This window comes from Pseudomonas ogarae, assembly GCF_014268695.2.
Lineage (GTDB): Bacteria > Pseudomonadota > Gammaproteobacteria > Pseudomonadales > Pseudomonadaceae > Aquipseudomonas > Aquipseudomonas kilonensis.
On the sequence record NZ_CP077086.1, the window covers coordinates 1,023,231 to 1,036,985 of the forward strand.

A 13,755-nucleotide genomic window follows, 5' to 3' on the forward strand; every position below is an offset into this window, starting at 1 on the left:
TGGATCTTGATCTGGACGCCCCGTTAACCACGCTGGCCGAACGCAGGCATTGCGCAGTGGGCATCCCGGCATGGATGCCGGGATAGCCGCGCTGGGCCATGGATGGCCCTTCGCGGCGGGCCCACGGAGCAATGCCTTCGTTCGGGCACACCGAGCCTAGGCGAGGTGCCGAGTGGTGGGGCAAAGCGCTTTTGGTTACTTTTGGCGCTCTTCCAAAAGTGACCCGCCGTAAGGGCGGAACCCTAAGCCGCCGTTACCGCAGAAATGGATATACACCCTTACCCCAATGGGTCGAAACTGAAGATCCACAGCCTTAAGTGAACAGCATTAGGCCCTGGCCGGTTTTTTTGTGGGCACTCCAAAATCTCATACCCACCGCAGCCCCCTGTGTGCGAGCTTGCTCGCGATAGCGGTGGGTCAGCTTGCATCGACGTTGAATGTGCCACCGTCATCGCTAGCAGGCTCGCTCCCACAGGGGGACGGTGGTTGGCATCAGCTCTTGCAACACCCCGACGCCAGTTCCTTGAGGATCGGGCAATCCGGGCGGTGGTCGCCATGGCAGTGCTCTACCAGGTCTTGCAGGGTGTCGCGCAGTTCGGCCAGTTCGCGGATTTTCTGGTTCAGTTCCTCGATGTGCTGCCGGGCCAGGGCCTTGACGTCGGCGCTGGCGCGTTGGCGGTCTTGCCAGAGGGTCAGCAGTTTGCCGACCTCTTCCAGGGAAAAACCCAAGTCGCGGGAGCGCTTGATAAAGGCCAGGGTGTGCAGGTCATCGGCACCGTAGATCCGGTAGCCGCTGTCGGTACGATGGGCGGCCTTGAGCAGGCCGATGGATTCGTAATAGCGGATCATCTTCGCGCTCAGACCACTCTGGCGGGCCGCTTGGCCGATGTTCATCGCTTGTCCTCCAACTGCTTGGGTGTCCAGAATTTCAACAGTAACGCATTGCTCACCACGCTGACGCTCGACAGCGCCATGGCCGCGCCGGCCAGCACCGGGTTGAGAAAACCGAACGCCGCCAGGGGGATGCCGATCAAGTTATAGACGAACGCCCAGAACAGGTTCTGGCGGATCTTGGCGTAGGTCTTGCGGCTGATGTCCAGCGCCGCCGGCACCAGTCGCGGATCGCCGCGCATGAGGGTGATGCCCGCGGCATGCATCGCCACGTCGGTGCCGCCGCCCATGGCAATGCCGATGTCGGCGGCGGCCAGGGCGGGGGCGTCGTTGATGCCGTCGCCCACCATCGCCACCACTGAATGGCGCTTCAACTGTTGGACGATGGCGGATTTATCCGCTGGCAATACCTCGGCATGGACATTGGAGATCCCCAGCGCCTGGGCCACCACCCGGGCGCTGCCTTGGTTGTCGCCGGTGAGCAAGTGGCTGGCGATGTGTTGCTCATTCAGGGCTTGTACCGCGGCGAGGGCGCCGGGTTTGAGGGTGTCACCGAAGGCGAACAGGCCGAGCACCCGAGGCGTCGCGCCTTGTTCGATCAGCCAGGACAGCGTGCGGCCTTCGTTTTCCCAAGCCTGTGCCGACTCGGCCAGCGAACCGGGCTCCAGGCCCAGTTCGTCCAGCAGGCGTCGATTGCCCAGGGCCAGGCGGCGCCCGTCGAGGCTGCCGGCGATACCGCGTCCAGCCAGGGACTGGCTGTCGCTGACATCCGCCACGTCCAGGCCGCGCTCGGCGCAGCTGTCCAACACGGCTTTGGCGAGAGGGTGCTCACTGCCGCGTTGCAGGGCGCCGGCCATTGTCAGCAGCCCATCGTCATCACCGTCGAGGGCGGTCATGTGGGCGATGCGCGGCGTGCCGGAGGTCAGGGTGCCGGTCTTGTCGAACACTACGGTGTCGACTTCATGGGCGCGCTCCAGGGCCTCGGCGTCCTTGATCAGAATCCCGTGGCGCGCGGCCACGCCGGTGCCAGCCATGATCGCCGTGGGCGTTGCCAGGCCTAGGGCGCAGGGGCAGGCAATCACCAGCACGGCGACGGCGTTGATCAGCGCGGCTTCCAGCGGCGCACCGTACAGCCACCAACCAATCAGCGTCGCCAGGGCCAGCACCAGCACCACCGGTACGAAGACCTGGCTGACTTTATCCACCAGTTTCTGAATCGGGGCCTTGGCGGCCTGGGCATCTTCTACCAGGCGGATGATGCGCGCCAGGACGGTTTCGGTACCCAGGGCCAGCGTGCGTACCAGCAGCCGGCCTTCGCCGTTGATGGCACCGCCAGTGACTTTGTCGCCGGGCTGTTTGGGCACCGGCAGGCTTTCGCCGCTGATCAGCGCTTCGTCGGCGTGGCTCTGACCTTCCAGCACTTCGCCGTCCACCGGGAAGCGTTCGCCGGGCTTGACCAGCACCAGGTCATTCAAGCGCAGGGCGCTGATGGCAACGTCCCGCTCCTGACCATCGACCACCTGGATCGCCCGCTCCGGGCGCAAGGCTTCGAGGGCGCGGATGGCGCTGGCGGTTTGCCGCTTGGCGCGACTTTCCAGGTATTTACCGAGCAGTACCAGGGCGATCACCACGGCCGAGGCTTCGAAATACAGGTGCGGCATGCCACCAGGGCGGGCGATCACCCATTCATAAAGGCTCAGGCCGTAGCCGGCGCTGGTGCCCAGGGCCACCAGCAAGTCCATGTTCCCGGCACCGGCACGCACGGCCTTGAAGGCGGCGACGTAGAAACGTGCACCGAAGATGAATTGCACCGGCGTGGCCAGGGCGAACTGCACCCAGGCCGGGAGCATCCAATGCACGCCGAACGGCTGCAGCAGCATGGGTAACACCAGCGGTATGGACAGTAGAATCGCCAGCACCAATACCAGGCGTTCACGGTTCAGGCGATTGGCCTGCGTGTCAGCGGGCTGTTCGGCCTGCCAGACAGTGGCGTCATAGCCGGCGCGCTTGACCGCATCGATCAGGGTTTGCGGCTCCACCTGGCCGAGCAGTTCGAGGTGGGCCCGCTCATTGGCAAGGTTGACGCTGACCCTGTTCACGCCATCGACCTTGCCCAGGGCGCGTTCGACCCGGCCGACACAGGAGGCACAGGTCATCCCGTCGATGTTCAGCTCCAGGGTTTGCACGGGAACGCTATAGCCGGCCTGTTCGACGGCCTGCATCAAGGCCGGCAGGCTGCCTTCGGGGGCCTGCACACGCGCCAGTTCAGTCGCCAGGTTCACGCTGACGGCGCTGGCCCCGGTGACTTTGCTCAAGGCCCGCTCGACCCGCCCGGCGCAGCTGGCGCAGGTCATGCCGGCAATCGGTAGATCGAACATGGTGGATTCGGACATCGGTCAGGCTCCCTGTAGTGAATGACTACAGGATCAACCTTGCCATGCGGGCAAGGTCAAGCGCCAATCCCAATTTGTGGGAGCAAGGCTTGCCCGCGATGAAAGCACCGCAGCTTTCTGAATGACTGCGGCGCCTGGATCGCGAGCAAGCTTTGCTCCCACAAAGCTTGCCCACCGGGGCAAGTGGTGTATCAGTAACCGAGCCCAGCCTGCTTGAGGTACATGCCTTGTTCATTCATGGCGATGCGGAACTTCAAGATGTCTCCGGCCCTGAGGGTGATGTTCTGCGACCCTGGCGCGAGCATGCCCGGGTTGCACCCCGGCGCCTGTCCCGGGAGCAATTTCAGGCGCAAGGAAAACTGGCCCGGTGGCAGGTTGAACGAGGTGCTTTGCTCCTGGAACAGCCTGGCCGAGAGCTGATCCTGGATGTAGATGCCGATTTCGCAATTGGTCGACACTTCCAGGCGCTCGCGGGAAATGATCACCACGCCATAGTCTTCGCCAGCGGCCGAGGCCTGGGGCGCCACCGCTGAAAAACCGAGCATGCAAAACAGGCTGAACGCTGACCAGCGCATGGCTGAACCTCCGGTGTTAAATCCTTGATGCGTGCAGCTTGGCTGAGCGCGATGCCGATTGCCAGCCCGGCAGTTTTTGTCAGAACTTGACCTTGCCATGATGGCAAGCTTGAGACTGCTGGCAACCTCAATCCCAAGGAGTCATCTCATGCACACTTTCATTGTCCAAGGCATGTCTTGTGGTCACTGCGTCAAGGCCATCACCCAGGCTGTCCAGGCCAAGGACCCGGCGGCCGACGTGCAAATCGACCTGGGTGCCAAGACTGTCCAGGTCCAGAGTTCGTTGCCGGCCGATGCCGTGCTCGCGGCCATCAAGGAGGAGGGCTATGAGGCCAGTGTCGCCTGAAATTTTTTAATCGTTAGCGACCTATCGGAATGTTCAAGAGCGCCCGGCACGGCTAGACTGTCGGGCTGTCGAACGACGCCTGAGCTGGACGCCCGATGAACCTCCGTACCATTCTGATTCTTGGCGCCTTGAGCGCTTTCGGTCCCTTGGCGATCGACTTCTACCTGCCCGCCTTCCCTGCGATGGCCACGGCCTTCGGTACCGATGAAAAACACATCCAGTTGACCCTGGCGGCTTATTTCCTCGGCTTGTCCATCGGGCAACTGGCTTATGGGCCGGTGGCGGATCGCTTCGGACGGCGCATTCCATTGCTGACCGGGGTCGGTTTGTTCACGTTGGCGTCCCTGGCCTGCGCCTACGCGCCGAACCTCGAATGGCTGATCGGCGCCCGCTTCGTCCAGGCCCTGGGTGGATGCGCCGGGATGGTGATCTCGCGGGCGGTGGTCAGCGACAAATGCGACGCGGTGGGCTCGGCCAAGGTGTTCTCGCAACTGATGCTGGTGATGGGCCTGGCGCCGATTCTCGCGCCGATGCTGGGTGGGCTGCTGGTGAACCTGCATGGCTGGCAATCGATCTTCATTGCCCTGACCGTGTTCAGCGCATTGGCGTCGACGGCGGTGGCCTTGTGGCTGCCGGAAAGCTTGCCGGACCATGTGCCTCGGCAACCGTTGTCGGGGGCGTTGCGCCAATATGGCCGGTTATTGACCGACGCCGTCTACCTCGGCCATGCGCTGACGGGGGGCATCGCTATCGCTGGGATGTTTGCCTACATCGCCGGCTCGCCTTTCGTCTTCATCAAGCTTTACGGGGTACCGGCCGAACACTTCGGATGGCTGTTCGGCACCAACGCGGCGGGCTTCATCCTGGTTGCCCAGGTCAACGCCCGGCTGCTGTCCAAGCGCGGCCCGGCGTTCCTGCTGACCCGCGCGGTATGGGTCTACCTGGGCGCAGGGCTGAGCCTGCTGGCCGTCAGTTCATTGCAACCTGCGCAGTTGTGGCCGCTGCTGGCTCCGCTGTTTATCTGCATCGCCAGCCTGGGGTGCATCCTTCCCAACGCCTCGGCTTGCGCCATGAATGGGCAGGGCGCCCGAGCCGGCAGTGCTTCGGCGATGCTGGGATGCCTGCAGTTTTCCGTGGCCGCCGGGGCAGCTGCGTTGGTGGCGGCGCTGCATGACGGCACCGCCGTGCCAATGGCGCTGGTCATCAGCCTTTGCGGGCTGTTGGTGGTGGGCGCAGCGATGCTGACCCGTCGCCTGCAAAATGCCCGGGCGCTGGCCCAGGCCAGTCGCGAAGGCTGACTCAGCCGGCCGCGCGCTGCTGTTGTTCGGGGAAATGATGGGGCGCGAGGATCCGCGCTTGCAGAGTGTTGGCGAAGGCCTGGGCTTCGGCCTCGGTACGGAAGGTGACGACGTGCTGGTCAAGGCGCACTTGCCATTGGGATTTTGCCACTTCTTTTATCAGGATCTTCATTGCTGACCTCCTCACGAAAAGATTGCGTTGCAAAGGCCTCGAGTGTAGACCCGAATGCGATCGCAATTGTGACAAGGATCAATTCTCGGACTGACGGCATGGTTTTTTGTGGGAGCAAAGCTTGCTCGCGATAAATGGCGACGCGGTTTTATAGAGAACCGCGTCGCCTCCATCGCGAGCAAGCTTTGCTCCCACAAGCGCCAGGCCCTCATCGCGGGTCAGAAGCCCTCGAGCACAATCTTGCCCTTGGACTTGCCGCTTTCCAGCAAGGCATGCGCCCGGCGCAGGTTCTCGGCGTTGATGGTGCCGAAATGCTCGCCAACCGTGGTCTTCAGCGTGCCGGCGTCGATCAGGGCGGCCACGCGGTTGAGCAGTTTGTGTTGTTCAAGCATGTCGGCCGTCTCGAACAGGGAGCGGGTGTACATGAATTCCCAATGCAACGACAGGCTCTTGCGCTTGAGCTTGGTCACGTCCAGCGCCTTGGGATCGTCGATCAGCGCCAGTTTGCCCTGGGGCGCGAGGGCTTCGACCAACTGGTCCAGATGCTGGTCGGTCTGGGTCAGGCTGGCGACGTGAGTCACCTGGGGCTGGCCCGCTTCTTTCAACACCTCGCTCAATGGCTGGCTGTGGTCGATCACCAGGTCAGCCCCCAGGCCGCGCACCCAATCCTGGGTCTGCACACGGGACGCGGTGCCAATCACCTGCAGCCCGGTGAGTTGGCTGGCCAGTTGCGTCAGGATCGAACCGACGCCGCCCGCAGCGCCGACGATCAACAGGCTCTGGCCCAGGTCGCTTTGGCCTTCCTGGATTTGCAGGCGCTCGAACAACAACTCCCAGGCGGTAATGGCCGTCAGCGGCAGCGCCGCCGCTTCGGCGAAACCAAGGGTTTTGGGCATGTGGCCGACGATGCGCTCATCCACTACGTGCAACTCGCTGTTGCCGCCGGCCCGGGCGATGGAACCGGCGTAGAACACCTGGTCCCCGGCCTTGAACAGCGTGACCTCGCTGCCCACTGCCTTGACCACGCCGGCCACGTCCCAGCCCAGCACCTTGGCTGCGCCGTCTTCGGGCTGGACGTTCTGGCGGACCTTGGTGTCTACCGGGTTGACCGAAATAGCCTTGACCTCCACCAGCAGGTCCCTGGGACCGGCGACCGGTTCCGGCAGCTCTATGTCCTGGAGCGATTGCGGGTCGGTGATGGGCAATGAGTGGTAGTAGGCGATGGCTTTCATGAAGCGGCTCCGTGAGATGAGTTCGATGAAGGCCATGTTTAGCTATTTATCGTCGAGATAAAACCGGCTAAAAGAACAGGCTCTTTCAATAATTTTTTGATAATGGAGTCGTCATGCTTCGCTTCGATGACTTGCAGTTGTTTGTCCGTGCGGCGGACCTGGGCAGTCTTTCGGCTGCGGCCAGGGTCATGGACCTGTCGGCGGCGGTGGCCAGTGCCGCGTTGAAACGGATCGAGCAGCACCTCGGCGCGCGGCTGTTGGCCCGTTCCACCCGTAGCCTGCGCCTGACGGCCGAAGGTGAGGGTTTTCTCGAATATGCCCGGGCTGCATTGAGCAGCCTTGACGAAGGCCGGCGGTTGTTGACCAGCGGCCAGGATCAGGTCAGTGGGGTGTTGCAGTTGTCCGCACCGTCGGACCTGGGACGCAACCTGCTGCTGCCCTGGCTGGACGCGTTCCAGCGCGAGCACCCCGGGCTGACGGTGCGGCTGTTGCTGGGCGATCGCATGGCCGATCTGTTCAAGCAGCCGGTGGACATCGCCTTGCGTTATGGCGAGCCGGAAGATTCAAGCCTGGTCGCCTTGCCCATTGCCGCGGATAACCGCCGGGTGTTGTGCGCGTCGCCGGACTATCTGGCTCGCCAGGGTGAACCCCATCAGCTGGAACAATTGGCCCAGCACAACTGCCTGTTGTACATGCTTGGCAGTCGGGTCCATGACCGATGGGGTTTTCATGACGGCAAACGGGAAGTGAGCCTCACCGTCAGTGGCGACCGTTTCAGTGACGACGCCGATGTGGTGCGGCGCTGGGCGGTGGCGGGTGCCGGGATTGCCTATAAATCGTGGCTGGATGTGTCCACCGACGTGCTGGCCGGACGCTTGAAAATCCTCTTGCCGCACCTGCAATGCGAACGCGCGCCCCTCAATCTGCTGTGTGCCCACCGGGCGCAATTGAGCAAGCCCATCAACCTTTTGCGGGACATGCTCAAGGCCCGCTGCGGTGAGTTGACGGCTCGTTTTCCACTCTCTACGGGGGCCGGCCATTAGTCGCGGGCAAATAGAGAATTTTCCCTCAGGAACAATCGCCTCCAAAGGTTTCCGGAGGACAGGAAAGCTCGACCGCCCCGCTTATACTAGCGGCCGCCTGCGCCAGAGCAGTAGACGAATGATTCAACAGGGAGTGAATACATGGAACATGCACCTTGCATCAGCCAGATCGCCACGCTGCTGGCTGACCCCAAGCGCAGCGCAATGATGTGGGCCTTGATGGACGGTACGGCCCGCCAGGCCGAGGAGTTGGCGTTGCTCGCCGGGCTGTCGCCGTCCTCGGCCAACGCGCATCTGGGACGCCTGTCCGCCGGAGGCCTGTTGAAAGTCGAAGCCCGGGGCCGCAAGCGGTTTTTCCGCCTGGCAGCGCCTGAAATCGGTGCTGCCGTCGAAGCGCTGGCCAGCGCGACGCTGGTCAGTACGCCGCGGCAGATTCCAGACGTCTTCAAGCGCCGGGTCATGCCGACCAGAGCGCCGTCGGCTCCCGCGTCGTTGATGCGGGCCAGGCTTTGCGACGATCACCTGGGGGGCACCCTGGCGGCGGACCTGTATCAGCGCCTGCTGGATGCCGGGTGGATCGAGCAGTTCGAGCAGCGGGTGATCGTCACCCACAAAGGCGCCAATCAGTTGGCCGAACGTGGTCTGTTCATCCAGGCCCTGGTCCATCGCAACGCCCGCATTGCCTGTGCCTGCCCGGACTGGAGCGAGCGGCGTCCACACCTGGGGGGCGCGCTGGGGGCGGCCTTGCTGCAACTGTTCATGCAGTCGGGTTGGCTGAGCTTGCCCAACGATTCGCGAGCCCTGCAGGTGACGACGCTCGGCCAGCAGGAAATCCACCGGTTCGCCCGGCAGGACACGGTGGAGATGGCAATCTAGGGAACGCTCCCGATGCGTCGCTCAGGGCTGTCGGCAGGTCGTATTCAGCAATAGCCACCTGCGAGGTTCGCGCACACTCGGTCCGGGGAATTATCGGATTGGGGGAGGCAGCATGGACACTCACGGCTACAGCGCGGCGGAACGCCTGGAACGGTTACCCATCAGCGGTTACCACCGGGTCATCTTCATCATCATCGCCCTGGCGTTTTTCTTCGACTCCATGGACCTGGCGATGATGACGTTCCTGTTGGGATCGATCAAAGCCGAGTTCGGCCTGAGCACGGCCCAGGCCGGTTTGCTCGCCAGCTCCAGCTTCTTCGGCATGGTGGTAGGGGCGTCGCTGTCGGGCATGCTGGCCGATCGTTTCGGGCGCAAACCGGTGTTCCAGTGGAGCATCGTGCTGTGGGGGATTGCCAGTTACTTGTGCTCCACGGCCCAGGACATCGAGACCTTGACGCTGTTTCGCATCCTGCTGGGCATCGGCATGGGCATGGAGTTTCCGATTGCCCAGTCGATGCTTTCGGAGCTGATCCCGGCCAAGCGTCGGGGCCGCTACATCGCCTTGATGGACGGCTTCTGGCCGCTGGGTTTCGTGGCGGCGGGGGTGCTGTCGTATTTTCTGCTGCCGGTGATCGGCTGGCGCGACATCTTTCTGGTGCTGGCGGTGCCGGCGGTGTTTGTCCTGGCGATTCGTTTCTTCATTCCCGAGTCGCCGCGCTGGCTGGAACAGGCCGGCCGGGGTGATGAAGCGGACGCGGTGCTCAAGCGAATCGAAGACAAGGTCCGGGCCTCGCTGGGGCATCAGAACCTGCCGGAGCCGATCCGTTTGCCAAGGGTTGAGAGTACGCCGGGTAATTTCTTTTCGGCCCTGGCGCAGATCTGGTCACCGCTGTACCGCCAGCGCACGATGATGATCTGGAGCGTCTGGTTCTTTGCCTTGCTCGGTTTCTACGGCCTGACGTCCTGGCTCAGTGCGTTGTTGCAGCAGTCGGGGTTCGCGGTGACCCAGTCGGTGTATTACACCGTGCTGATTTCCCTGGGCGGGATTCCCGGCTTCTTGATGGCGGCCTGGCTGGTGGAGCGCTGGGGGCGCAAACCGGTGTGCGTCATCACGTTGCTGGGCGGTGGGGCGATGGCGTTTCTGTATGGGCAGAGCGCGGTGTTTGGCGGCAACGTCGGCCTGTTGATCGGTACCGGCTTGCTGATGCAGTTTTTCCTGTTCGGCATGTGGGCGGTGCTCTACACCTACACGCCGGAGCTGTACCCCACCTCGGCCCGGGCCACCGGCTCGGGGTTTGCTTCGGCGGTGGGACGCGTCGGTTCGCTGCTCGGCCCGCTGGTGACCGGGCTGGTCTTTCCCATCACCGGCCAGGGTGGCGTGTTCGCCCTTGGCGCGCTGTGCTTCGCCGTGGCGGCAGGGGTGGTCTGGTTGTTCGGGATGGAGACGCGGGGCAAGACGTTGGAGGAGTTGAGCGAGGCGATAGTCGCCGATTAACACCATCCCCCTTGTGGGAGCGAGCCTGCTCGCGATAGCGGTCCGACATTCAACATCTATGTTGACTGACACTCCGCCTTCGCGAGCAGGCTCGCTCCCACAGGGATTTTCGGTGACGCTTAAGGTTTTACCAGGCGCGCATCCAGGCTGTTCTGGGCCAGGCGCTTAGCCTGGTCCTGGGTCATGCCCAGGTGGGTATACAACGCGTGGAAGTTCTCGGTGACGTAGCCGCCGAAGTACGCCGGGTCATCGGAGTTCACCGTCACTTTCACGCCGCGCTCGAGCATGTCGAGGATGTTGTGCTGCGACATGTCGTCGAATACACACAGCTTGGTGTTGGAGAGCGGGCACACGGTCAATGGAATCTGCTCGTCGATGATCCGCTGCATCAGCCGCTCGTCTTCGATGGCCCGCACACCATGGTCGATGCGCTGGATCTTCAGCAGGTCCAGGGCTTCCCAGATGTACTCGGGCGGGCCTTCTTCACCAGCGTGGGCGACGGTCAGGAAGCCTTCGTTGCGTGCGCGGTCGAATACGCGCTGGAACTTGCTCGGTGGATGGCCCATTTCCGAGCTGTCCAGGCCCACGGCCACGAAGGCCTCGCGGAATGGCAGCGCCTGGTCGAGGGTCTTCTCGGCTTGTTCTTCGCTCAGGTGGCGCAGGAAACTCAGGATCAGGCCGCTGGTGATGCCCAGTTGCTGCTCACCGTCCTTGAGGGCGGCGGCGATGCCGTTGAGCACCACTTCGAACGGGATACCACGGTCGGTGTGGGTCTGCGGGTCGAAGAACGGTTCGGTGTGGATCACGTTCTGCGCCTTGCAACGCAACAGGTAGGCCCAGGTCAGGTCGTAGAAATCCTGGGAGGTGCGCAGCACATCGGCGCCCTGGTAATACAGGTCGAGGAATTCCTGCAGGTTGTTGAAGGCATAGGCCTTGCGCAGGGTATCGACGTCGCTCCACGGCAGGGCGATCTTGTTGCGTTCGGCCAGGGCGAACAGCAACTCGGGCTCCAGCGAGCCTTCCAGGTGCAGGTGCAGTTCAGCCTTGGGCAGGGCGTTCAGCCAGTCGTACATGGTCTTTTCTCATCAGCGAATCGATGGCGGGCATTCTACAGGCGCTGGCCGCCCTGTCGGGTAAAACCTGACCGGCTGATCCACTACACGGCGAGCGGCTCTCGCCGGTAAGCATAGGTGTCGGCGAAGCGCGACAACAGGAATTCGGCGCAGGTAGTCGTTGGGTACTTCGGCGGGTGGGCGTCATCCTGGCAACCGGGCAGGCATTGGATCAGCGTGTCGGGGTGCGGCTCGGCAAAGAACGGCATCGAGTACCGGTCCACCCCCAGTGGGCTGATCACCCGATGCGGCGTGGACAGGTAACGGTCGTTGCTCCAGCGCGCCATCATGTCACCGAGGTTGACCACGAAGGTGCCGTCGATGGGCGGCGCGTCGATCCACTGGCCGTTGACGTTGCGCACTTGCAGGCCGCCGGCGGCGTCCTGATAGAGCAGGGTGATGCAACCATAATCGGTATGGGCGCCGGCACCTTGCTGCTCGGCGCTACTGGCGGTGTCGCGGGGCGGGTAGTGGATCAGGCGCAGCACGCTGACCGGTTCGTTGAAGCGCGTGTCGAAAAAGTCCCGCTCGATACCCAGGGCCAGGGTCATGGCTCGCAGCAGGGTTTGCGCAAGCGCCTGCATGTCGCGGTAATGCTGCTCCATCAAGGCTTCCCAGCCAATCAGGTCGGGGTGGCGGTTCGGGCCACGCAGGGGTTTTTCCGCCAGCACTTCCGGGTGATCGGCCGGCAGGTGCAGGCCCATGTCGAAGGTTTCCTTCAGGTCGCTGGGCTTGGTCGGGTCCAGTTGTTCGGTGGCGACGGCGCCATAGCCACGGTGGTGGCGGGTCTGGGTGATGTCGATCTTGAGTTTTTCTTCGACGGGCAGGCCAAAGAAGCGTTGGGCACTGCCCAGTACCTCGGCGATGCGCGCCGGAGTGATGGGATGGCCCTTGATGTAGAAAAAGCCCCATTGGCGGCAGGCGCGATCGATCTGTTCGGCGACGGTTTGCCAGGCGCCGGCTTCATCGCCGTAGAGCGGGCTGATGTCGATGATGGGAAGGCTGTTCATACTGCTTTCCTGACTTGAAATAGGCACCCCATGTGGGAGCGAGCTTGCTCGCGATGACGGTGTATATGCCGGACCGCTATCGCGAGCAAGCTCGCTCCCACAATGGGTTTTGGGTTGGTTTTTGGGCTGAGGGCTATTTCGGAATCTCAGCCTTCATGCCTTCCACGTAATAATTCATCGACGCCAGTTCCGCGTTGGTGGCGCTCACGCCCGCGGGGATTTTCTCGACGCCGGCCTGATCCTTGATCGGACCGGTGAACGGATGGAAGGCGCCGCTCTCGATGTCGGCGATGATCTGCTCGGCTTCGCCCTTGACCGCTGCCGGCACCAGGTCGCTGATCGGCAGTTTCACCGTGCCTTCCTTCAGGCCACCCCAGTAGTCCTGGGATTTCCAGCTATGGTCGAGCACGCTCTGGGTCGCCTGGATGTAATGCGGGCCCCAGTCATTGACGATGGACGTCAGCACCGCCTTGGGCCCGAAGTGAGCCATGTCCGAAGCGTAGCCCACCGCATAGACGCCGCGTCGCTCGGCAGCCTGGATTGGCGCCGGGCTGTCGGTGTGCTGGAACACCACGTCCACGCCCTGGTCGATCAGCGCGTTGGCGGCGTCGGCTTCCTTGCCCGGGTCGAACCAGGAGTTGACCCACACCACTTTGATTTCGGTACCGGGGTTGTACTTGTTCAGGGCCAGTTGGATGGCGTTGATGTCGCGGATGACTTCCGGGATCGGGAAGGAGGCGACGTAGCCGATCTTCTTGGTCTTGGTCATCTTGGCCGCGAGGAAGCCGCCGACGTAGCGACCCTCGTAAGTGCGAGCCAGGTACGTGCCCAGGTTCTTGTCCTGCTTGTAGCCGGTGGCGTGTTCGAAGATCACCTTGGGAAATTGCTTGGCGACCTTGAGCGTCGGGTTCATGTAGCCGAAGGAGGTGGTGAAGATCAGGTCGTATTTGTCCTTGGCCATGTTGCGGATCACCCGCTCGGCGTCGGCACCCTCCGGCACGTTTTCCACGTAGTTGGTGGTGATCTGCTCGCCGAATTTCGCCGCCAGCTCCTTGCGCCCTTGTTCATGCTGATAGGTCCAGCCGTGGTCGCCGATCGGGCCGATGTAGACGAAGCCGACCTTCAGCGGGTCGGCGGCACTGGCATTCAGGCCGGCGCCCAGGCCGACGGCGGCGACGACGGCGCAAAGCAACTTCTTCAAGGGGCGTTTGTGCATGAACTCGAACTCCATTTTGTTGTGAGGTTGGCTGTGCTGCATCAATGCAAAATGCTGACCAACAAGACAACAAATAGTTAACACCTTGATGCAGCC

General features: G+C 62.9%; 13 protein-coding genes. 5 read left to right on the plus strand and 8 right to left on the minus strand.

All coding sequences use genetic code 11. The features are described from left to right. Positions 1 to 492: 492 nt before the first annotated feature. The 3 genes from cueR to HU749_RS04370 all read right to left on the minus strand — a co-directional run bounded on the left by cueR (position 493) and on the right by HU749_RS04370 (position 3,859). Positions 493 to 894, minus strand: coding sequence for a Cu(I)-responsive transcriptional regulator (cueR, locus tag HU749_RS04360; protein WP_014336407.1), 402 nt, complete (start codon positions 892 to 894; stop codon positions 493 to 495). Beyond that, positions 891 to 3,284, minus strand: coding sequence for a heavy metal translocating P-type ATPase (locus HU749_RS04365; protein WP_186652494.1), 2,394 nt, complete (start codon positions 3,282 to 3,284; stop codon positions 891 to 893). The genes cueR and HU749_RS04365 overlap by 4 nt, the downstream gene beginning before the upstream one ends. A 191-nt stretch (positions 3,285 to 3,475) precedes the next feature. Further along, positions 3,476 to 3,859, minus strand: a complete 384-nt coding sequence (locus HU749_RS04370) for a hypothetical protein (RefSeq protein ID WP_018603226.1) — start codon at positions 3,857 to 3,859, stop codon at positions 3,476 to 3,478. Positions 3,860 to 4,007: 148 nt separating this feature from the next. Between HU749_RS04370 and HU749_RS04375 the strand changes: the two genes are divergently transcribed. Next, on the plus strand, positions 4,008 to 4,205 hold the full coding sequence (locus HU749_RS04375) for a heavy-metal-associated domain-containing protein (RefSeq protein WP_186652495.1): 198 nt from the start codon (positions 4,008 to 4,010) through the stop codon (positions 4,203 to 4,205). Between the two features lie 95 nt (positions 4,206 to 4,300). Further along, complete coding sequence (locus tag HU749_RS04380) at positions 4,301 to 5,503, plus strand: multidrug effflux MFS transporter (RefSeq protein WP_095974919.1); 1,203 nt, start codon at positions 4,301 to 4,303, stop codon at positions 5,501 to 5,503. A 1-nt stretch (position 5,504) separates the two neighbouring features. Here the strand turns inward: HU749_RS04380 and HU749_RS04385 are convergent, their stop codons facing one another. Beyond that, a complete protein-coding gene (locus HU749_RS04385; protein WP_014336412.1) occupies positions 5,505 to 5,675 on the minus strand; it encodes a hypothetical protein in 171 nt (56 codons plus the stop codon). A gap of 218 nt (positions 5,676 to 5,893) precedes the next feature. Further along, positions 5,894 to 6,907: a zinc-binding alcohol dehydrogenase family protein gene (locus HU749_RS04390; RefSeq protein WP_079301710.1), complete on the minus strand. Its 1,014-nt coding sequence runs from the start codon at positions 6,905 to 6,907 to the stop codon at positions 5,894 to 5,896. A 113-nt stretch (positions 6,908 to 7,020) separates the two neighbouring features. Here HU749_RS04390 and vimR point away from each other — a divergent pair, with 113 nt between their 5' ends. The 3 genes from vimR (at position 7,021) to HU749_RS04405 (ending at position 10,321) form a co-directional block, all read left to right on the plus strand. Then, on the plus strand, positions 7,021 to 7,950 hold the full coding sequence (gene vimR / locus HU749_RS04395) for a transcription regulator VimR (protein ID WP_186652496.1): 930 nt from the start codon (positions 7,021 to 7,023) through the stop codon (positions 7,948 to 7,950). 141 nt (positions 7,951 to 8,091) lie between these two features. Then, on the plus strand, positions 8,092 to 8,826 hold the full coding sequence (locus HU749_RS04400) for an ArsR/SmtB family transcription factor (protein ID WP_186652497.1): 735 nt from the start codon (positions 8,092 to 8,094) through the stop codon (positions 8,824 to 8,826). A gap of 112 nt (positions 8,827 to 8,938) precedes the next feature. Beyond that, positions 8,939 to 10,321 carry an MFS transporter gene (locus HU749_RS04405; RefSeq protein WP_095963126.1) on the plus strand — a complete coding sequence of 461 codons (1,383 nt, stop codon included), beginning with the start codon at positions 8,939 to 8,941 and terminating at the stop codon, positions 10,319 to 10,321. 119 nt (positions 10,322 to 10,440) lie between these two features. Here the strand turns inward: HU749_RS04405 and HU749_RS04410 are convergent, their stop codons facing one another. The 3 genes from HU749_RS04410 to HU749_RS04420 all read right to left on the minus strand — a co-directional run bounded on the left by HU749_RS04410 (position 10,441) and on the right by HU749_RS04420 (position 13,659). Beyond that, positions 10,441 to 11,394 (minus strand): adenosine deaminase, encoded by a 954-nt coding sequence (locus HU749_RS04410; RefSeq protein ID WP_003197486.1) that lies wholly within the window; start codon positions 11,392 to 11,394, stop codon positions 10,441 to 10,443. Between the two features lie 83 nt (positions 11,395 to 11,477). After that, positions 11,478 to 12,443, minus strand: coding sequence for a 2-oxoglutarate and iron-dependent oxygenase domain-containing protein (locus tag HU749_RS04415; RefSeq protein WP_046064419.1), 966 nt, complete (start codon positions 12,441 to 12,443; stop codon positions 11,478 to 11,480). 133 nt (positions 12,444 to 12,576) lie between these two features. Beyond that, the gene (locus tag HU749_RS04420) at positions 12,577 to 13,659 is read right to left on the minus strand and encodes a BMP family ABC transporter substrate-binding protein (protein WP_046064428.1); all 1,083 of its coding nucleotides are present in this window, start codon (positions 13,657 to 13,659) and stop codon (positions 12,577 to 12,579) included. Positions 13,660 to 13,755: the final 96 nt, after the last annotated feature.